15 protein-coding genes are annotated in these 21291 nt (G+C 37.2%); 14 read left to right on the top strand and 1 reads right to left on the bottom strand.

Translation table 11 applies throughout. The features are described 5' to 3' along the window. Positions 1–22 precede the first annotated feature (22 nt). The 9 genes from AC1W31_RS08705 to AC1W31_RS08745 all read left to right on the top strand — a co-directional run bounded on the left by AC1W31_RS08705 (position 23) and on the right by AC1W31_RS08745 (position 12004). Complete coding sequence (locus tag AC1W31_RS08705) at positions 23–877, top strand: fumarylacetoacetate hydrolase family protein (RefSeq protein ID WP_481734042.1); 855 nt, start codon at positions 23–25, stop codon at positions 875–877. Next, positions 865–1695, top strand: coding sequence for an amidohydrolase family protein (locus tag AC1W31_RS08710; protein WP_481734043.1), 831 nt, complete (start codon positions 865–867; stop codon positions 1693–1695). Before AC1W31_RS08705 ends, AC1W31_RS08710 begins: the two co-directional genes overlap by 13 nt. A 95-nt stretch (positions 1696–1790) precedes the next feature. After that, complete coding sequence (locus AC1W31_RS08715) at positions 1791–2573, top strand: L-fucose dehydrogenase (RefSeq protein WP_481734044.1); 783 nt, start codon at positions 1791–1793, stop codon at positions 2571–2573. 151 nt (positions 2574–2724) lie between these two features. After that, positions 2725–3645 carry a ribokinase gene (gene rbsK / locus AC1W31_RS08720; RefSeq protein WP_481734045.1) on the top strand — a complete coding sequence of 307 codons (921 nt, stop codon included), beginning with the start codon at positions 2725–2727 and terminating at the stop codon, positions 3643–3645. 4 nt (positions 3646–3649) lie between these two features. Beyond that, complete coding sequence (locus tag AC1W31_RS08725; protein ID WP_481734046.1) at positions 3650–5212, top strand: ADP-ribosylglycohydrolase family protein; 1563 nt, start codon at positions 3650–3652, stop codon at positions 5210–5212. 46 nt (positions 5213–5258) lie between these two features. Then, positions 5259–6254: a GRP family sugar transporter gene (locus AC1W31_RS08730; protein ID WP_481734047.1), complete on the top strand. Its 996-nt coding sequence runs from the start codon at positions 5259–5261 to the stop codon at positions 6252–6254. Between the two features lie 116 nt (positions 6255–6370). Beyond that, the gene (locus AC1W31_RS08735; RefSeq protein ID WP_481734048.1) at positions 6371–7138 is read left to right on the top strand and encodes an SDR family NAD(P)-dependent oxidoreductase; all 768 of its coding nucleotides are present in this window, start codon (positions 6371–6373) and stop codon (positions 7136–7138) included. A gap of 87 nt (positions 7139–7225) precedes the next feature. Continuing rightward, positions 7226–8575 carry an FAD-binding protein gene (locus tag AC1W31_RS08740; protein WP_481734049.1) on the top strand — a complete coding sequence of 450 codons (1350 nt, stop codon included), beginning with the start codon at positions 7226–7228 and terminating at the stop codon, positions 8573–8575. A 45-nt stretch (positions 8576–8620) separates the two neighbouring features. Then, positions 8621–12004 (top strand): DUF7133 domain-containing protein, encoded by a 3384-nt coding sequence (locus AC1W31_RS08745; RefSeq protein WP_481734050.1) that lies wholly within the window; start codon positions 8621–8623, stop codon positions 12002–12004. A 152-nt stretch (positions 12005–12156) separates the two neighbouring features. Here the strand turns inward: AC1W31_RS08745 and AC1W31_RS08750 are convergent, their stop codons facing one another. Beyond that, the gene (locus tag AC1W31_RS08750; protein WP_481734051.1) at positions 12157–13380 is read right to left on the bottom strand and encodes an alpha/beta hydrolase family protein; all 1224 of its coding nucleotides are present in this window, start codon (positions 13378–13380) and stop codon (positions 12157–12159) included. Between the two features lie 261 nt (positions 13381–13641). On the opposite strand from AC1W31_RS08750, the gene AC1W31_RS08755 reads away from it, so the two are divergent. The 5 genes from AC1W31_RS08755 (at position 13642) to AC1W31_RS08775 (ending at position 21291) form a co-directional block, all read left to right on the top strand. After that, positions 13642–14052 carry a hypothetical protein gene (locus AC1W31_RS08755; protein ID WP_481734052.1) on the top strand — a complete coding sequence of 137 codons (411 nt, stop codon included), beginning with the start codon at positions 13642–13644 and terminating at the stop codon, positions 14050–14052. 24 nt (positions 14053–14076) lie between these two features. Further along, a complete protein-coding gene (locus AC1W31_RS08760; RefSeq protein WP_481734053.1) occupies positions 14077–16089 on the top strand; it encodes an OmpA family protein in 2013 nt (670 codons plus the stop codon). A gap of 129 nt (positions 16090–16218) precedes the next feature. Next, positions 16219–18243: an OmpA family protein gene (locus AC1W31_RS08765; protein WP_481734054.1), complete on the top strand. Its 2025-nt coding sequence runs from the start codon at positions 16219–16221 to the stop codon at positions 18241–18243. A 122-nt stretch (positions 18244–18365) separates the two neighbouring features. Then, complete coding sequence (locus AC1W31_RS08770) at positions 18366–19190, top strand: transketolase (RefSeq protein ID WP_481734055.1); 825 nt, start codon at positions 18366–18368, stop codon at positions 19188–19190. A 115-nt stretch (positions 19191–19305) separates the two neighbouring features. Then, complete coding sequence (locus AC1W31_RS08775; protein WP_481734056.1) at positions 19306–21291, top strand: NAD-dependent epimerase/dehydratase family protein; 1986 nt, start codon at positions 19306–19308, stop codon at positions 21289–21291.

Below are 21291 nucleotides of genomic sequence, written 5' to 3' on the forward strand. Positions count from 1 at the left end.
TGCTCAAAACTCAAAGCTTAAAATGAAATTATTTAGATTTGGAGAAATCGGGAATGAAAAACCTGGGGTCATTATTGATGAAATTTTGTACGATGTTTCGCAATTTGTGGAAGATTATAACGAATATTTCTTTGAAACGAATGGCATCGAAAAACTTTCTCAATTATTATTGGAAGTAAAAGATGAATTACATCAAATTCCAACTGATTCAAGGATTGCTTCCTGCGTGGCTCGTCCGTCAAAAATTGTGTGTATTGGTCTAAATTTTGCCGACCATGCCAAAGAATCTGGGGCTGAAATTCCGAAAGAACCCATCATTTTCTTTAAATCAACCACTTCATTATCAGGACCAAATGATGATGTTGTGATTCCTAAAAATTCAACTAAAACCGATTGGGAAGTTGAATTGGCTTTTGTTATCGGAAAGAAGGCATCTTACGTGGAAGAATCTGAGGCGATGGATTATGTGGCGGGATATTGCTTGCATAATGATATTTCTGAACGTGAATTTCAATTAGAAAGAGGTGGAAATTGGAGCAAAGGAAAAGGTTGTGATACATTCGCCCCTCTCGGACCATTCTTAGCCACAAAAGATGAAGTTTCAGATGTCAATAATCTGCAAATGTGGCTCAATATTAATGGGAAGCCTTTTCAAAAAAGTAATTCAGACCAATTAATTTTTAAAATACCAATAATTGTTTCGTACATCAGTCAATTTATGACCCTTTTACCAGGCGATGTTATCTCAACGGGAACGCCAAGTGGTGTTGGTTTGGGTTTTAAACCACCCATTTATTTGAAAGAAGGTGACGTGATGGAATTAGGAATTGAAGGATTAGGAACACAAAAACAAACGGCAAAAAATTGGCAACGATAGATTCGCATCAACATTTTTGGCAATATAATCCCACAAAACACGATTGGATTACGGCTGATATGAACGTAATTCGACGTGATTTTTTACCGTCGGATTTACATCCGATTTTACAACAAAATAATATTGATGGTTGTATTTCAGTACAAGCCGACCAAACGGAAGCAGAAACCGATTTTTTGTTAGCATTAGCGGATCATCACAATTTTATCAAAGGCGTAGTTGGATGGGTTGATTTACGGGCAGATAATATTTACGAACGTTTGGAGCATTATTCTCAATTCAAAAAACTGAAAGGTTTTAGGCATATTGTGCAAGGTGAAAATGATATTGAATTCATGCTACGCCCAAAATTCAAAAATGGCATTACTGAATTGGGATTCTACGATTTCACCTACGATATTCTGATTTATCATTATCAATTGGAACAAGCCAGTCAATTCGTAAAGCTATTTCCTGAGCAAAAATTTGTACTTGATCATCTTGGAAAACCTGAAATCAAATCAGGAGAATATGGTCTTTGGCAAACAAATATCAAGAAATTAGCCTTACATCAAAATGTGTATTGCAAGATTTCGGGCATGGTTACGGAAAGCGAATGGGTCGATTGGAAACCTTCAGATTTCAAAATCTATTTGGATACAGTAGTAAAAGCCTTCGGAACGGACCGATTAATGTACGGTTCTGATTTTCCAGTTTGTACGCTGGCAGCGACTTACGTAGCGCAATTGGATATTATAACCTCGTATTTTTCATCGTTTACAAATTTAGAAAAAAGGAAAATCATGGGCGATAATGCTTCTAAATTTTATGGATTATAGTAAAACACATAAGCTTTGCAGGATTATTTGACACTCATCTGATTGTTAACTAATTAAAAACTCATAATTTATCATTTATAATTCATCATTACCTCATGAATTTAGGACTTAAAGAAAAAGTAATTGTCGTTTCGGGAGGTGCAAAAGGCATTGGCGAAGGAATTTCGGGCGTTTTAGCAACCGAAGGCGCTTACGTAGCCATCATCGGAAGAAACCAAGAAGACAACCAAAAAGCAATTGAAAAAATCAATGCAGCGGGCGGTCAGGCTTGGTCGTTTGTGGCCGAATTAACGAAACCAGAAGAATGTGTAAAAGCTATTCAAGAAATTGTAAAAATGTTCGGGAGAATTGACGGTTTGGTCAATAATGCGGGCGTAAATGATGGCGTAGGCTTAGAAAATGGCAGCTATGAAGGCTTCGTGCAATCGCTTCACAGCAACTTGATTCATTATTATTTATTGGCGCATCATGCTCTTCCTTACTTGAAAGAATCGAAAGGCTCAATCGTAAATATTGGTTCAAAAGTGGCCGAAACAGGTCAAGGAGGCACTTCTGCCTATGCGGCATCCAACGGTGGACGTAATGCACTTACCCGTGAATGGGCAGTGGAATTATTGAAATATGGCATCAGGGTTAATGCCGTGATTGTGGCTGAATGTTACACGCCTTTGTACGACAAATGGTTGAAAACGCTGCCCAATCCAACGGAGACTTTGGCAAAAATAACCGATAAAATTCCATTAGGCAAACGTATGACAACTTCCGAAGAAATTGCAAATATGGTCGTTTTCTTGATGTCAAAACGTTCGAGCCATACCACAGGACAATTAATTTATGTGGATGGTGGTTATACGCATTTGGATAGAGCGTTGATTTAGTATTCGATTTAAAATTGATATGTATAAAACCTTGCAGAATATGATCTTGCAAGGTTTTTTTATAGAAAATACCTTATAGTTTAGTACAATTACTGTGAAATATATAATTATTTTTGCCTTCACGAATTCAAACCGCTAAATTTTGCGCCAAATGAACAAAAGAATCTTTGTAATCGGTAGTTCAAATACTGACATGGTGATTAAAGCTAAAAAGCTTCCATCTCCGGGTGAAACAATCATGGGAGGCGAATTTATGATGAATGCTGGAGGCAAAGGGGCTAATCAAGCAGTTGCCGCCGCAAAATTAGGGGCCGACGTAATTTTTGTGAGTAAAATCGGCGATGACATTTTTGGAAAACAGGCGTTTGAAGGTTTCAAAAAAGTTGGCTTAAATACGGATTTTGTCTTTACTGACTCACAAAATCCTTCGGGAGTTGCACTGATTTTAGTGGATAGTTACGGAGAAAATTCTATTTCAGTAGCTTCTGGAGCCAACGGGACTTTACAAATTTCGGACGTTCAACAGGCAATTGACAAAGTAGAATCGGGAGATATTGTGTTACTTCAATTAGAAATTCCACTTGAAACGGTTACGAAAACCATTATACAATGTGCAGAAAAAGGAGCAATAGTAATTTTAAACCCCGCTCCTGCCCATAAATTAGACGATTCTATTTTTAAGTATTTGAGCATAATCACGCCAAATGAAACTGAGGCAGAAATTTTGACGGGCATTAAAGTCGTGGATTTAGATGCAGCAAAACAGGCTGCCAATATATTTCACCAAAAAGGGGTTTCGGAAGTAATCATTACTCTGGGTTCGAAGGGCGCTTTTTTTAGTAATTCAGCAAAACAATTATTGATTCCATCGGTCAAAGTAAAATCTATTGATTCAACTGCCGCTGGTGATGTATTTAATGGCGCTTTATGCGTGGCCATTTCCGAAGGACAAACCACCGAAGACGCAATTGCATTTGCTTCTAAAGCCGCCGCTATTTCGGTTACCCGCATGGGAGCCCAAGCCTCCGCACCTAACAGAGACGAAATAATTAAAACCAACAATAAACCATAATTACATGAAAATCAAGCTGTTAATATTAACTTTTATTTGCTTTGTTTCGCAAGCACAGAAAGAAATTACCTTAACGAAAAGTCAGTTAAAGGATAGAATAATGGGCGGCTGGGCTGGACAAACCATTGGCGTAACTTTTGGTGCGCCCGTTGAGTTCAAGTTTAACGGCACCATGATTAATGACTACCAAAAAATTCCTTGGTATGATGGCTATATCAAAAAAACGATGATTGGTAATCCTGGCATTTACGATGATTTGTACATGGATTTAACTTTTGTCGAGGTTTTTGAAAAGGAAGGACTCGATGCACCTGTTTCTTCGCACGCTAAAGCATTTGCCAATGCCGGATACTTTTTGTGGCACGCCAACCAAGCCGCAAGATATAATATTTTGAAAGGGAAAAATGCCCCAGAATCAGGCCATTGGCTTAATAATACGCACGCCGATTGCATTGATTATCAAATTGAGGCTGATTTTGCAGGTCTAATGTCACCGGGAATGCCCAATACTGCCTCACAAATTTCGGATAAAATCGGACACATCATGAACTACGGTGATGGCTGGTACGGTGGCGTATACGTGGGAGCGATGTATTCGTTGGCTTTGATTTCAAGTGATATGGATTATGTGGTAAATGAGGCGTTAAAGACCATTCCGAAGGAGTCAAATTATTATAAATGTATTGCCGATGTAATTAAATGGCATAAACAATATCCTGATGATTGGAAAAAAACTTGGTTCGAATTACAACAGAAATGGACCAACGATGTCGGTTGTCCCGATGGTGTTTTTGCGCCATTTAATATTGATGCTACCATAAATTCAGCTTATGTAGTGGTAGGATTATTATACGGAAAAAAAGATTTTACCAACACTATGGAAATAACCACTCGTTGCGGACAGGATGCCGATTGCAATCCTTCGACGGCGGGTGGAATTTTAGGGGCGATGTTAGGTTATAAAGCCATTCCTGAATATTGGAAATTGGGATTAAAAGAAGCAGAATCAATTGATTTTAAATATACCAGCACTTCGTTAGATGATGTTTACGAAATCGGAACAAAACACGCTCTTTTAAATATTGAAAGAAATGGGGGAAAAATTGATGGTGAAAAGGTAAAAATTAAGACTCAAATGCCTGTACCAGTAAAGTTTGAACAGAGTTTTAAAGGTCATTTTCCAACGGATAAAATTTCGATTGGGAAAGTCTTAGAAAACGAATACGAACTTGATTTTGAGGGAAATGGCTTTGTTTTAAAGGGTGAAGCTTATCCAAAAAATTCTTCATCTTGGGAATCGAGAGACCCCAAAAACTTAAAAATGGAAGTTTATATTGACGGCAAACTGTACGAAACCGCTGAACTACCCACAAATTTCATTACCCGAAGACATGAACTCACGTGGAAATATCAATTAACGGATTCTAAACACCATCTAAAATTAAAAATGCTCGACCCTTCGCCCGATTATATTTGCAGAATGACTGAATTAATTTGGTATTCGAGCAAACCACAGGAAAAAATTACGATTGGTTCGTTTGGAACGATTAAGAAGAAAGTGAATTAATATTTTAAGACCTTATCGTTATTTTCACATTCAAAACCACAAAACTATGTTTATTGTAGATAATTATTCCCTTGCCGTTGTATTTACGATTATCACCATGTTATGTTGGGGTTCGTGGGCAAATACCCAAAAACTCACTTCAAATAATTGGCGTTTTGAGACTTTTTATTGGGATTATGTATTCGGAATTGTCATTATGTCTCTCATTTTTGCCTTCACCTTGGGCAGTTCTGGAAACGAGGGTCGCAGTTTCTTAGCAGATTATCAACAAGCTGATAGTCTAAATATTCAATCAGCGTTAATTGGAGGCGTAATTTTTAATGCAGCAAATATTTTGTTGGTTTCCGCCATCACAATTGCAGGGATGTCGGTGGCCTTCCCCGTAGGCATTGGCTTGGCATTGGTAATTGGCGTGATTGTGAATTATTTAGATAATCCAGTCGGAGATAAAACATTACTATTTTTAGGCGTAGGGCTCATTGCTATTGCCATATTATTAAACGCAAATGCCTACCGAAAAATGCAAAGCGGTAATAGTTCTCTCTCCACAAAAGGGTTAATTCTCTCCGTTGCGGCAGGTATTTTGATGGGATATTTTTACAAATATGTGGCCGCTTCTATGTTTTCAGATTTTAATGTTCCCGAAACAGGAAAATTAAGTCCTTATACCGCCGTGGTTATTTTTGCACTTGGGATTTTACTCAGTAATTTCATTTTCAATACCTACCTAATGCTTCGCCCATTTGAAGGAAAACCCGTTTCTTACGGTGACTATTTCAAAGGTTCTTCCAAAAATCATTTGATGGGAATATTAGGCGGCATGATTTGGTGTTTAGGAATGTCTTTCAATATTATTGCTTCGGGGAAAGCCGGAGCGGCAATTTCTTACGGATTAGGTCAAGGAGCCACCATCGTAGCGGCCATTTGGGGAATTTATATTTGGAAAGAATTTAAAAATGCCCCCAAAGGAACCTCCACGATTTTGAATATTATGTTGCTTTGTTATATGGTTGGGTTGGGGGTGATTATTGCGGCGAGGTGAGAATATCACTCCAATCATCGGTAATCATCAACACAAGTATCTGATTATCAAAAATTGTAAATGCCCACTCCAACAATGGCGGGTAACTATGTAAATGAAATCATTTAATTTTATAAATGACAGATAATATTTTCCATAATCAAACAGCCATCATAACAGGTGCAGGTGTCGGCATTGGCTTTGAAGTTGCCAAACAATTAGCTTTACAAGGCGCAAAAGTCATTTTAAACGATATTGATATCGATTTAGCCAAAAGTTCGGCTCTACAAATCCGAGAATTAGGAGGCATTTGTGAGGCTTTCGGAGGGGATATTTCTGACATTTCAGTCATCGAAGAAATCGTAAAATTTGCGGTTTCTTCTTTTAGTAAATTGGATATTCTCATCGCCAATGCGGGCATTACTACCTTCGGAAATTTCTTTGATTATCAACCCGAGTCGATGCAAAAACTGTTACAGGTCAATCTATTTGGCACATTTTTCTTAACCCAAGCGGCTGCTAAACAGATGGTTTCGCAAGGACACGGAGGAAGTATTTTATTAACTTCATCGGTAACGGGAAAAATCGCCCACAAAAATTTAGCGGCTTACGGCATGACAAAGGCGGGACTCGACCAATTAGCCAAAAATTTAATCGTAGATTTAGCGCCTCATCAAATCAATATCAACACCATCGTTCCCGGTGCAACGTTGACCGAACGCACTTTGGAAGATGATGAATACCTCAAAACTTGGTCAAGAATTACGCCTTCGGGACGACCCGCCACGATTCAAGATATTGCCCAAGCCTCTTTATTTTTGGTATCGCCCCTATCTCGACAAATTACGGGTCAAAATTTGGTGGTAGATGGCGGTTGGACATCGGTTGGCGTTTCTCCATATTAAATGCAAATACGAGTAAAATAAAAACCGCAAGCACTTTTAAATAAAATTACTGAATACAACGAAAAATAACTCAAACTCATACTAACCATGAAAAGACAAGAATTTATTAAAACCTCCTCTGTATTAGTTGCAGGTAGTTTATTATCATCTTCTTTGACTTCATGTCAGGAAAAACCAAAGACTATTCGCAAGAATTGGGCTGGTAATTATCAGTATAAAGCCGAGAATTTCCACCAACCCAAAACGGTGGAGGAAGTCCAATCTTTGGTGAAGAAATTGGATAAGCAAAAAGCCTTGGGTTCGTGTCATTGTTTTAATGATATTGCTGACAGTCCGCTCAATCAAATATCAACGCTAAATCTCAATAAAGTAATTTCGATTGACGAAAAAGCCAATACCGTAACGGTTGAAGCGGGGGCAAAATATGGTCAATTTACACCAGAATTAGATAAAAAAGGTTATGCTTTACACAATTTGGCATCGCTTCCTCATATTTCCGTGGCGGGTGCTTGCGCAACGGCTACCCATGGTTCGGGTGTAGGAAATGGCAATTTAGCTTCGGCGGTTTCGGGTTTACAATTAGTAACAGCCAATGGTGATTTAGTTAATCTGAGTCGGGATAAGGACGGTGACAAATTTAATGGTGCGGTCGTAAATTTGGGAGCTTTGGGAATTGTCACAAAAGTTACGTTGGATATTCAAAAAAGCTATCAAGTTCGTCAAGATGTATTTCAAGATTTACCATTACAATCATTGAAAGACCATTTTAATGAGATTCTTTCGACTGGTTATAGCGTAAGTTTATTCACGGATTGGCAAGACCAAAAAATTAGTCAAGTGTGGGTAAAGAGTAAAGTTGAAGCGGATACACAAGATTTAGGTAAAGACTTTTTTGGGGCAAAAGCTGCTACCAAAAACCTCCACCCAATCACCAAACTATCAGCGGAAAATTGTACGGAGCAAATGGGTGTTGCAGGAGTTTGGTACGAAAGATTACCCCATTTCAAAATGGGTTTTACGCCGAGTAGCGGTCAAGAATTGCAGTCTGAGTTTTTTGTACCCAAAGAACACGCTCTTGAAGCCATTCTTGCCTTAGAGAAAAAAGGAAATCTGATTTATCCAGCATTAATGATTACTGAAATCAGAACGATTGCGGCGGATAATTTTTGGATGAGTACAGCCTACAAACAAGATTCGGTGACCATTCATTTTACTTGGAAACAACACACACCCGAAGTTATGAAATTATTACCGATGATTGAAGCAGAATTAGCGCCATTTCAATATCGTCCGCATTGGGGCAAATTATTTACCACTGCTCCGAAAAATTTACATGCACGATACGAAAAATACGGCGATTTTATGAAACTAATCAAGGAATATGACCCAACAGGCAAGTTTAGAAATCCTTATCTGGATTTGAATATTTATGCTTAAATATTGGAGTACTTTGAAGAAATGAGTTTACAAAAAAATATTACTATGAAAAAAAACCTTTTATCGTCTCTCCTGTGTTTGGGCATTACATTTTCACTCACTGCTCAACAATCCAAACCCTTGACTATCAAGGAGAATCAGAAAACTGCTGCCTCAAAAGCCAAAGAAATTAGGGAGAAAGTCCCTTTTAAGGTTGCCGATGGTTTACAAGTAAGTTTGTGGGCTTCCGATTCGCTCGCTCCAGACCCCATTTGTATGTCAATTGATGATTTAGGAAGAGTTTACTTGACTCGTTCAAACCGTCAGAAAAACTCTGAATTTGATATTCGAGGACACCGTGATTGGATGATTGAATCCATCAGTTTCAAAACCGTTGAAGATAGAAGAGCATTTTTAAGAAAAACTTTTTCCCCAGAAAATAGTACCAAAAACAGTTGGTTAAAGGATTTAAACAATGACGGAATCCATGATTGGCACGATTTGACTGTTGAAAAAGATGAAGTTTGGCGTTTGGAAGATAAAAATAATGATGGAATCGCCGATATTTCAACCCGAGTTCTTAATGATTTCAATGAGGAAGTTTCGGATGTTGCGGGTGGTTTATTAATCCGAAAAAATGATGCTTTCGTAGGCATTGCCCCTGATTTATGGCGTCTAAAAGATAGCAATGGAGATGGGATCTACGATAAAAAAACGTCAATTAGTCATGGATATGGCGTACATATTGGTTTTGGAGGTCACGGAATGTCAGGAATTATCGAAGGACCAGACGGTAAAATTTACTGGAATATTGGTGATATTGGCGCAAATCTAACCTCTCCTGATGGCAAAAAATCGGTCAATCCAAATTCTGGAATTATTGCTCGTTCAAATCCAGATGGCAGTGATTTTGAAATTTTTGCTACCGGTTTACGCAATACCCACGAATTTGTTTTTGATGATTACGGCAATTTAATCTCTTCCGATAATGACGGCGACCATCCGGGTGAAAGTGAGCGTTTGGTTCACGTGGTGCAAGGTTCTGATGCGGGTTGGCGTTCAAATTGGCAATACGGAAAATATACCGACCCTAAAAACAACAAATACAACGTTTGGATGGATGAAAAACTTTTCAAACCACGCTGGGAAGGTCAGGCAGCCTATATTATTCCGCCAATTATGAATTTTCATAATGGCCCAACGGGTATGGTTTATAATCCTGGAACGGCTTTGGGTTCGGTTTGGAAGAATAAATTTTTCTTAGTTGAATTCGTTGGAAATCCTGCCCGTTCGCCAATATGGTCGTTCGGTTTAAAACCTAAAGGAGCGAGTTTTGAATTAGACGGAGAACAAAATATCTTGAATGGAATTTTGCCAACGGGTATTAGGTTTGGACCCGATGGAGCGTTATACGTAGCCGACTGGATAAATGGTTGGGATGCCAAAGATTACGGCAGAGTTTGGAAATTGGATGTAACCAAAGAAACCAATGATTTAGAAGCTATCCGTTTGGAAACCAAGCGTTTAATTCAATTGGATTATGCCAAACAAACCACCGAAATGCTGTATTCACTGCTTTCAAATGTGGATATGCGCATTCGTCAAAAGGCACAATTTGAGTTAGTAAATCGTGGCGGATTGGGTTTGCCGATGTTCAAAAAGGCAATTTTACAACGGGAAAATCAATTAGCGAGGATTCACGCTATTTGGGGAGTTGGACAATTAGCCAGAACAAATAAAGCAATTGCCTCAACTTTAATGGATTTATTGAAAGATAAAGATGCTGAGGTTGTTGCTCAAGCTGCCAAAATGTTGGGAGATGCAAAAATTACAACGGTCGGTAAAGATTTAATCCCTTTATTACAAAATGAAAATCCGAGAGTAAAATTTTATGGGGCGGAGGCATTAGGAAAAATTGCGTACCAAGGTGCCGTTCAGTCGTTGATTGAAATGCTAAAAATCAACAATGATGAAGACCTTTATCTTCGTCATGCAGGGGTTCTTGCGTTATCAAAAATTGGACAAGTTGCGCCAATCGTTGCCTTAGTAAAAAATCCAAGTAAAGCTTTGAGAACAGCAGCAGTATTAGTTTTGCGAAAATTGCATAATACAAATATTACTTTATTTTTAACGGATGAAGATGAATATATTGTCACGGAAGCAGCTCGTGGAATAAACGATGATACTTCAATTGAAACTGCTTTACCAGCGCTTGCTGCTACATTAAAAGAAACAAGATTTACTTCTGAGCCGCTTTTACGTAGAGCAATCAATGCGGCATTACGGATTGGTAGCGATAGAGAATTGGATATATTAATTGCTTTTGCGTCAAGAACGGATATCAAAGACAACATAAAATCGGAAGCTTTGTTGACTTTGGGCTCGTGGGTAAATCCTTCGGTATTAGATAGAGTTGATGGTAGAAATAGAGGTAAAATTCAGCGAGATGCAACCGCCATAAAAGCTAAAATCCAGCCACATATTGCCAACTTTTTGAAAGAAAAAAATCCTGAAACACAAATTGCTATGGCAGGATTAATCAGCGATTTAAACTTAACAGAAGCCAAGGGAGATTTGGCAAAAATTTACGATGAGTCGGCTAATTCAAAAGTAAAATCTGCCATTTTGCCCGCATTAAACCGATTAAAATATCCAGAAATTGAGAATTATATCAAAAAAGGATTAGAAGATAAAGAAGAAAGCGTAAGGTCAACTGCAGTAAGTTTATTGAATGATAACAATGTAACAAAAGACAATTTACCAATTCTTACCAATACAATTTTTACGCAAGGTGGTATTAAAGAACAACAACAATTATTGATGGTTTTGGGAAAAATGAAACCAGATAACACTAAAGTAATTTTCTCGGATTTAATCGAAAAATTGAGGAATAAACAACTTTCCCCAAGTTTATATTTAGAATTGAACGAATCCATTGAAAAAACTGGTTTGGCGGATTTAAAAAGCAAAATTGCCAGTATTAAGCCAAAAGATACCGTTTCGGAAGATTTTTCTGCCAGTCTTTTTGGTGGAAATAAAGATGAAGGCAGAAATATTTTCAACTATAACTCAGTAGCTCAATGTGTTCGTTGCCACACCGCTGGAAATGCCTCGGATGGTGGTGCGGTTGGTCCATCATTAAGACATATTTCGAATCTCCTTACCCGTGAACAAATTTTAGAAGCTTTGGTTAACCCAAGTGCGAGATTATCACCTGGTTATGGTTCGGTTTCTTTGAAATTAACCGATGGGCAAGAAGTTTTTGGAACTTTAGCCAAAGAAACTACCACCGAATTAACCATTACAACTTCAGATGCTGAACCTTTAGTAATTCCGATTGCCAGAATTGCCAAACGAGAAAATATGCCTTCAAGTATGCCTCCAATGGGCAGTTTGTTGAGCAAAAGGGAAATTAGAGATGTAGTTGAGTTTTTAAGTAATTTGAAATAAGTACACTGTTTAATAAATCGAAAGGAGAAATGAAATTTAGATTTCATTTCTCCTTTCGATTTTAAGGAAATAAGTCACCTTATACCGAACAAACATTCAATCGTGCCAATAAATTGTTTGTTATAACTATTTTGGCAATTATTTCGACAATTTTATCGCTTTCCACTAAAAAAGGTAAAAGTACCAAGCGCATAGTCAGAAAGTGTTGACCCGTGCGTTCCTCCTACGGTTATAAAAAGTGTAACTTTTCCTCCTTTCGCTTTCATGGCTTTTTCTGCCGTCACAGAATTTGAATAAAAAACTTGTTGGTCGGCATCACCATGATATAATTGTGTTTCAGTTTTAGGAGCCCAATCAAACACATCATTATCTTTTACGGCATCCAAAAATTTAGTATCCGTTCCATCATTTACGGCTTTCTTAAAGGTTTCATTGATAGATAAATTAAAACTTACATTTATCGTCGCATTATTCCCATTCGCTTGAACATCAGTTGCGTAAGGTTCTTTGAAATAAGTGTTCATCAAACGGTTCAATCCATAAATTCGGTTATAGGTCTGAGTAACCCAAACATATAACTGATTGTATTCTGCAATACCGTGGGTTGTATTGTTGAATAAATCTTTCATGAATAGCGTTTTATTGTACGCCCCAGCACCACAGGATGATGCTACCAAATTAAATTCCGTTGGAAATTGTTCTTCAATCTTTTTTTGTAATGACATCGTAGCAAAACCGCCTTGCGAATAACCCGTTATCATTAATTTCTTATTCCAATTGATTTTTTCATTGGCTAAAAATTCTGAAGAAGCCCGAATCATGTCCAAGCTGGCTTGGGCCAAACTTTCCCGATGTTCGTAAGGATGAACAATATTTTTTGAAACACCATACCCAATATAATCTGGACAGGTAATGATAAATCCATTTGAGGCGAAAATCGAAGCGATAGAAAAAGCTTCACTACTTGATTGATAATTTGAAGGGGCTTGTGCATCCGTTCTGATAGTACCATGTTGCTGGCTAATCATAGGAATTGCTTCACCATTTACGATTGGAATTATTAAAGCACCGGAGGCTTCAATATCCGTTCCGTCCGTATTTTTGGTTCTATAAACAATTTTATAGGCTTTAATATCATACTTCAATAAGGCATTTACAAAAAGTGTAACGGTTGGACTACTCACGCCTCCCGTGAATCCATTGGCTCTTGTTTGTAACGAGGCTTTATCATATTGTCCTATCAATGAACCACTTACTAAATATTTATTAACAGGAACTGGCTCAGTGGTGGAAGATTTACTACAACCATTTAATAGGATAAATATTACTGGGAAAATTAAGTAATACGGCTTGAAAATAGTTTTTTTTATCATCATAGTAAATAGTTAAATTTAAAAATTTTCGATAAATATTTGTTTTATAACTCTTATCCTTAACGCAAAAGTTCGTTTTTTTAATATATTTAAAATCTATAAAACAATCGCAAATAAAATCTAATGTTTAAAGATTAAAAATGAGCTTCAAGTTGAACAAAACGTTTAAATATCAACCACAAATCAATCAAGGATGAGCGACTGCTTGACAGAATGACATTTTCTCCTTAATTTTATACATTACCACAAAATCCCTGTCTAATCATGCAACTTTCTTTAGTTTCCGAATTACCCGAATTGGAGAAAAAAGTCTTCTTGGATATTTACGCAAGTGTCTATTTCGATACTCGACGAAACCGCCCTCGTCTAAAAACCATAGATGGCCAACGAATTCCCTGCGATTTGAAGGTTGGATGCCCCATGAAAATTATTTCCGAATTCCCAGAAGGTACAATTTATAAATTAGATGCACGTTTAGTTCAGAAAAATGGTCGTCGGCCTTATTTTTTAACGATTAACAAAAATAAAGTTCAACGGGCTATTGAGTTTTTTGATCATAATATTCAAATTCAAAAAGGCTTAAAATTGGAACAAAAAGCTAAAAGAATAACATTTGAGAAAATTAAAAAAGAGAAAGAGCCCGTGAAAGTTTTTGAAGAAATTTCAATTTTCTAATCTTCCACCGCTTTAAATTACCCAATGAGAATCCCCTTAATCCTTTTCATATTCCTACTTTGTTTTCAATCATTTGCTCAAAAAACCTTTTGGGCGAGTAGAGTGATTGCTTTTTCTTCCGAGTATTCTGATGCCTACACCACGAAAGAAAATCGAGCAATTCAAGCTTTGGGCAAACCAAATATGCTGCCCCAATTCGGAAAAAGTGTTTGTGCTTGGCAACCTCAAACCCAAGATAATCCGCTCGAAGAATTTCTCATCGTTGGTTTTGATACTTTGATGCCAATTAGACAAATTGCCGTTGCCCAGAATTTTGGACAAGGAGCCATTGTTAAAATTGAAGGGTTTGATGAATTTGACAATCTAAAATCACTCTGGATTAACAAAAATACGCCAACCGCTGATGTTGGTAAAATGTTAAATATTATCCTTCCAAAAATAACTAATTTTAGGGTAAGAGGGATAAAAATTGTATTAAATACTTCCTTGGTTAAAGATTGGAATCAGATTGATGCCATTGGTATTTCTCAATCTGATATGCCGATTAAGGCTACTATAAATGTTGCCAAGAATTTACCTGCCGAAATTGTTAAAGAGAATTTAGGCACCAATGTCAATTCTGCCTATCGAGAAATAGCTCCTGTCATTTCGCCAGATGGTAAAACTTTATACTATACAAGGTGGAAACATCCGGACAATTTAGGAACTGCTAAAAATCAAGATGTGTGGTTTTCTGAAATTCAAAAAGATGGCAAATGGGGTTTGGCAAAACCCATTGGACAACCGATTAATAATACCGAACATAACGCCATCTGTGCCATTTCACCGGATGGAAAGACTATTTTGTTGAATAATATCTATTTAAGAGATGGGTCAATGTCAAAAGGGGTTTCCATGGCCACTAAAACACCAACAGGCTGGGGATTTCCAAAATCAATCGCCGTAAAAAACTTTAAAAACAAGTCTGATTACGCTGAATACAGCTTTTCACCGAATGGGAGGGTGATGATTATGACGGGACAATTTTCGGAAACGCAAGGAGGAAAAGACATTTACGTTTCATTTCTACAAGCGGACGATACATGGTCGGAACCAAGAGATTTAGGTAAAAAAATTAACTCGGCGGATGAAGAAAGTACGCCTTTCATTGCGGCAGATGGGAAAACACTCTATTTCTCAACCAAAGGAATTAGCGGTTTTGGGAACAATGATATTTTTTTAAGTAGAAGATTGGATGATACTTGGTTAAACTGGTCGGAACCAGAAAATTTGGGTTCAGTTATCAATACGCCCGAGTGGGACGGTTATTTTACCATTTCAGCCTTATCAGATTTTGCTTACTTCAGTTCTCAAGAAAATTCATTGGGCGAAGAGGATATTTTCAAATTATCAGTTCCCGAATCAATCAAACCTAACGCAGTGGTTCAAGTTACAGGTGCGGTGTATAATAAAGTTGACAATAAACCCATTTCTGCCCGAATCAACGTACAGTCTATGACGGATGGTGATACCGTGTGCGTTACTTATGATCCACTCACGGGAGATTATAAAATGATGTTGCCAACCAAGCAAATTTATACCATATCTGCTACAAAAAAAGGCTTTATGGCAGTTTCTGAGCCACTGGATTTTACGAAAGAGAATAATTTCAAAGAAGTAAAAAAGAATATTTACCTCCTCCCAATTGAAGCGGGACAAAAAATGACCTTGAATAGTGTCTTTTTTGAACAAAGTAAGTCAGTAATCATTGATACTTCATTTCCAGAATTGGATAGAATTGTAAGAGCAATGAAAGAGAATCCAACGATGGAAATTATGTTGGAAGGTCACACGGATAATCAAGGTGATTGGAACGCTAATTTACTTTTATCGAAAGAGCGAGTTGAAGAAGTGCAAAAATATTTAGCATCAAAGGGTGTAAACATGAAACGAATACAAGTACAAGGTTACGGTTCAACTCGTCCAGTAGCCAGTAATAATTCCGAAGAAAAGCGCAAGTTGAATAGACGAGTTGAAGTAACCATTATTAAAAATTAAAGCAAATTATCTAAATTCGGGTTGCTCAAACAACTTATATTGACGAACTTCAATTGATACTATTTTAAGCATTACACAAATCGGTATAATTTTTGCATAAAGATAAAATAACCTCAAGATATGGTCTCAATGCTCAAAAAAACCGCCCCTTTTTTGTTTTACTTGCTACTCATTATTTTCCCAACGTTTGCTCAAAAAACGTATTGGGCGAGTAAAATATTAGAATGTTCTTCCGAAAAAGTCATTCCTTTTCAAACTACTGAATATAAAGCGATACAAGCGTTAGGAAAACCAAATGTATTACCAAACCACGCCGTTAGCACCGCTGCATGGGAACCCTATTCACTCGACAGCCCCGTGGAAGAATACATAACCGTTGGTTTCGATACGTTGATGGCTATTCGGCAAGTAGCAGTGGCAGAAAACTACGGACAAGGTTGCATCTCAAAAATAATTGCCTTGGATGATAAATCTATTCCACACATTCTTTTTCAGAGCATAAATGAGCCTTTGAAAACACTGGCGAAAGGCAAAATGCTTAATATTTATTTACCAGAAAATACGCCGTACACTGTAATCGCCATTAAACTAATATTAAATACCGAGAAAATAAACGGGCCAAATCAGATTGATGCCATCGGAATTTCTGAAACCACCGAACCCATCAAAGCGATGATAAAAGTAGCAGCCGATGCCCCAAAAGAAGTTTTTAGAGAAAATTTGGGAAAAGGTGTAAACTCCAGACATCAAGAATTTGCTCCTGTAATATCAGGTGATGGGAAAACACTTTTTTATACTCGAAACTATCTATCCATGTTCGGGAAAGAAAAAGATCAGGATGTATGGTTTAGCGTTCAGGATAAAGCGGGAAATTGGATAAAATCTAAAAATATTGGCTACCCAATTAATAATAACGATAAAAATGCCGTTTTCTCCGTTTCAGCGGATGGTCGTGAGATTTTGTTAATGAATAAATACAATAAAGATGGCAAATTATCGCCTGGCATTTCTCGGTCGTATCGTACTCGTGACGGTTGGGCGTATCCAGATGAAGTAAAAATTGATAATTATTACAACCAAAGTCCGAATGCTGAATTTGCTATTTCGCCCGATGGTTCGGTCATGGTTATGTCGATTCAAAGAAAAAATACGACTGGTAAACGTGATTTGTATGTCTCATTCAAAAAAGATAAAAATTCTTGGACTGAACCTATTAATATGGGACGACAACTCAATACTTTTGAACACGATGTTACGCCATTTATTGCTGCCGATGGAAAAACGCTTTACTTTTCAACCCAAGGACTGCCCGGATTTGGCGATAATGATATTTTTAAATCCCAAAGATTGGATGAAACTTGGCAACTTTGGTCGGAACCAGAAAATTTAGGCTCAGCGATTAATACGCCAAATTGGGATGGTTATTTTACCATTCCTGCTTCAGGCGACTATGCTTTTATTTGTTCAATAAATGCTTCAAAAAAAGAAGATATTTATCGTTTAGAATTACCAAAAACAGCCAAGCCTGAGCCTGTGGCCATAATTTCGGGTGATATTTTAAGTACTACCGATAAAAAACCCGTTGAGTCAATTCTTACGATGACTCCCCAAAATGATAAATTAAAACCAGAGGTAAAAAACTATGACCCAGCCACTGGTTCGTTTAGTTTTGTGGTTCCACTGAAAGAAGTTTATGACTTTGTTCCTTATGCAAAAGGCTATTTAGCCATCAACGAAACAATAGATTTATCGAAAGAAATTTCTTACCGAGAAATAAAAAAAGACTTCTATCTTATGCCTTTGGAAGTGGGGAATAAAGGTGTTTTGAACAGTTTTACCTTTGAACAAGGCGAATCAAAATTGCAGGCACCCGCCTTAAAAGATTTAGATAGAATTGCCCAAGCAATGCTTGATTTCCCGACCTTAGAAATCCTTTTTGAAGGTCATACCGATAATCAAGGAGATTTTCAATTGAACTTAAAATTATCCGAAGAACGTATTGAGGAAGTTAAAAATTATTTGATTTCAAAAGGCGTTCCTTCCCATAGAATAACGACAAAAGGTTGGGGGCAAACTCGCCCAATTGCCAGCAATGCGACCGAAGAAAGACGTAAATTAAATCGTAGAGTTGAGTTTACGATTGTAAAAAAATAGACCGCTTAATACTTTCCAAGTAGATTCAGTATAGGTTAATTGTGTTAGATTCATAAAAATCAGCTATTTTTGCAGAAGGAGTAAGAATAATTCTCCTCAAAATTAGACGTATCGAACGCTGAATGACTACCTCAACACAACAAATAATAGAACCTATAACTGACTTTAAACAGTTACAAGGTAAACTCCGTCTCAAAATTCTGGAAATGTATTTCAATGCTAATGCTGGACACATTGGCTGTTCACTATCTTGCGTTGATATGATGATTGGTTCATTGATCACACACAGAAAAGAGTCGGAAGTTTTTTTATTATCAAAAGGTCATGCAGCTGCTTCGTTGTACGCTTGCTTGCACGAATTGGGTGAAATTTCTGATGAAGTATTAAAGACTTTTTACAAAAACGGAACTACCCTCCCAGCCCATCCTGCTCCAAACAAAATCAAAGGAATTCCGTTTGCTACGGGTTCTTTAGGACACGGATTGCCAATTGCGATTGGGATTGCCCAAGCAAACAAAATCCTTGAAAATGACGAATATACCTACGTTTTGATGTCGGATGGTGAAACGAATGAAGGGACAACTTGGGAAGGTGGGCATTATGCAGTGGCAAAAGGCTTAGACAATTTAATTGTCATGATTGATAAAAATGGCATCCAAGGATTTGGGAATACGGACGAAATTCTGGGTGTTTCTGCCGACAAAAATAAATGGGAAGCGATGGGTTTTGAAGTAGTTGAAGTCGATGGACATAATGTTTCGAAAATTCACAATCAAATTGATTTATTCAAGTCTTGCAAAAATGGTATTCCTAAATTATTAATTGCCAATACCGTAAAAGGAAAGGGCGTTTCTTACATGGAAAATAAAATGGAATGGCATTATTTACCCATGAAACCAGAACATTATGAAATAGCCATGGATGATGTTAAAAATAATTATCTTTAAGAAGAATTCATGTTAGCAGTATTCAGTAAAAACCACTCAAATTTTATTGCTGACTGGAAACTTCCAACTGCTTACTCAAAAACCGCCCAGTACAAACTAATAATCCTACTCATAAATGACCGATTCGGTAAAAGAAAAAATCTTATCTCTCAAAGGACCCATCTTCGTTTATGGTGCGAGTGGATTTATCGGAACAAATCTTTTTAAAGATATTTTCAGTATTCGCAAAGACTGTTTTGCTCTCACCCACGATGCCCAAAAAGCGTGGCGTTTGAAATTAATTGATGTGCCTGCCGAAAATATAGTACATTGTGATATTGTTTCCAATTATTCAGTACATGAGGTTTTTAAAACTTATCAACCAAAAACTGTCTTCAATTTAGCGGCTTATGGAGCATATTCTAAACAAAGTAATGTTACCCTAACTTACGAAACCAATGTTATTGGAACGGTCAATTTGTTAGAAAATATGACATCTAACATGGTTTATATCCATGCAGGAAGTAGTTCTGAATACGGTTTTAATTGCACAACGCCCAAAGAAACCGATACGCTCGAACCTAACAGTCATTACTCAGTTTCAAAGGTTTCAGCGGCTTATTTAATCCAATTTTACGCACGAGTTCACGAAAAGAATGCCATAAATCTTCGACTTTATTCAATTTATGGAGATTGGGAGGAGCCTGATAGATTAATTCCAAAATTGATTGAATCGGTTCGTCAGCATAAATTGCCCAATTTTGTATCTAAAGATATTAGCCGTGATTTTGTGTACATGTCGGATTGCGTGGAAGCATTTATTGATTCTGCCTTAAAAATGTCAGCTGAAATTAGAGGGAAATCATACAATATTGCCAGCGGTGTAAAAACAACAATTGGCGATTTAGTAGAAATTTGTCGGAAAGAATTTGGAATAGAAGAAGAACCTTCTTGGGGGACAATGCAAAATCGTGCATGGGATTTGGCCGAATGGTACGGCGACCCAAGCGAAGCAAAAAAAGACTTAGGTTGGAAAGCAAAAACCCCTTTAAATATCGGATTAAGACAATATTTCGATTGGCAATCAGCGATAAAATATGAACAAAATTTATTGCCCGCTTTTCAAAATCCGTACTTAAATCCAGTCATAACGGCCATTATTGCGTGTTACAGAGATGCTGAGGCAATTCCGTATATGTACGAGCGATTGGTGAAAACTTTCAATGAAATGAAAGTTCGTTACGAAATCATTTTTGTAAATGACTGCTCGCCAGATAATACGGAGGAGGTTTTAGAAGCCATTTGCAACAAAGACCCTAACGTAATCGGAATTACGCATTCAAGAAATTTTGGTTCGCAAGCAGGATTTTTGTCGGGAATGGAAATCTCTACGGGAGATGCAGTTGTATTGATGGATGGAGATTTGCAGGATCCGCCCGAAGTAATGCCTAAATTCTACGAAAAGTGGACCCAAGGTTATGAAGTAACTTACGGAGTACGAGTTCAACGAGAAATGCCTGCTTGGTTGCATTTTTTCTACAAAACATTTTACAAAATCTTCAGGAATATGTCCTACATCAATATTCCAAAAGATGCGGGCGACTTTTCAATGATTGATCGTAAAGTGGTGAAAGAATTAGTAAGTCTTCCAGAAACCGAACAATTTCTGCGTGGATTGCGTGCTTGGGTTGGTTTTAAGCAAATTGGCGTCGATTATATTCGTCCCGAAAGAATGTTTGGGGTTTCTACCAACAACTGGCGTAAAAATATCTGGTGGGCAAAAAAGGCAATATTTTCATTTAGTTTTGTGCCTTTGGAAATCATGTCTTACGCAGGTTTTCTAATGACATTTGCTTCCGTTTTGGGGATAATTTGGCAAATATTAGCAAAATTATTTATCTATCCTGATACCCCTTCAGGACTATCGACAGTTATTATCTTGGTAATGTTTTTCGGAGGAATTAATCTATTAGGAATCAGTTTTTTAGGAGAATACATTGCCAAAATTTTTGAAGAAACAAAAAAACGTCCGAAGTTTATTAGAACGAAAGTTAGAAAGGGAATAAAACGATATAACACTTCAGAAGAAATAAAAAGATTAGTTGAAGAACAGAGGAAATAA

It is taken from the genome of Arcicella sp. (assembly GCF_964672035.1).

What these genes read in the sequence shown, in the direction of transcription:
- AC1W31_RS08705 (WP_481734042.1), top strand. Translation starts at nt 23, where the DNA reads ATGAAATTATTTAGATTTGGAGAAATCGGGAATGAAAAACCTGGGGTC.
- AC1W31_RS08715 (WP_481734044.1), top strand. Translation starts at nt 1,791, where the DNA reads ATGAATTTAGGACTTAAAGAAAAAGTAATTGTCGTTTCGGGAGGTGCA.
- rbsK (WP_481734045.1), top strand. Translation starts at nt 2,725, where the DNA reads ATGAACAAAAGAATCTTTGTAATCGGTAGTTCAAATACTGACATGGTG.
- AC1W31_RS08725 (WP_481734046.1), top strand. Translation starts at nt 3,650, where the DNA reads ATGAAAATCAAGCTGTTAATATTAACTTTTATTTGCTTTGTTTCGCAA.
- AC1W31_RS08730 (WP_481734047.1), top strand. Translation starts at nt 5,259, where the DNA reads ATGTTTATTGTAGATAATTATTCCCTTGCCGTTGTATTTACGATTATC.
- AC1W31_RS08735 (WP_481734048.1), top strand. Translation starts at nt 6,371, where the DNA reads ATGACAGATAATATTTTCCATAATCAAACAGCCATCATAACAGGTGCA.
- AC1W31_RS08740 (WP_481734049.1), top strand. Translation starts at nt 7,226, where the DNA reads ATGAAAAGACAAGAATTTATTAAAACCTCCTCTGTATTAGTTGCAGGT.
- AC1W31_RS08745 (WP_481734050.1), top strand. Translation starts at nt 8,621, where the DNA reads ATGAAAAAAAACCTTTTATCGTCTCTCCTGTGTTTGGGCATTACATTT.
- AC1W31_RS08750 (WP_481734051.1), bottom strand. Translation starts at nt 13,380, where the DNA reads ATGATGATAAAAAAAACTATTTTCAAGCCGTATTACTTAATTTTCCCA.
- AC1W31_RS08755 (WP_481734052.1), top strand. Translation starts at nt 13,642, where the DNA reads ATGCAACTTTCTTTAGTTTCCGAATTACCCGAATTGGAGAAAAAAGTC.
- AC1W31_RS08760 (WP_481734053.1), top strand. Translation starts at nt 14,077, where the DNA reads ATGAGAATCCCCTTAATCCTTTTCATATTCCTACTTTGTTTTCAATCA.
- AC1W31_RS08765 (WP_481734054.1), top strand. Translation starts at nt 16,219, where the DNA reads ATGCTCAAAAAAACCGCCCCTTTTTTGTTTTACTTGCTACTCATTATT.
- AC1W31_RS08770 (WP_481734055.1), top strand. Translation starts at nt 18,366, where the DNA reads ATGACTACCTCAACACAACAAATAATAGAACCTATAACTGACTTTAAA.
- AC1W31_RS08775 (WP_481734056.1), top strand. Translation starts at nt 19,306, where the DNA reads ATGACCGATTCGGTAAAAGAAAAAATCTTATCTCTCAAAGGACCCATC.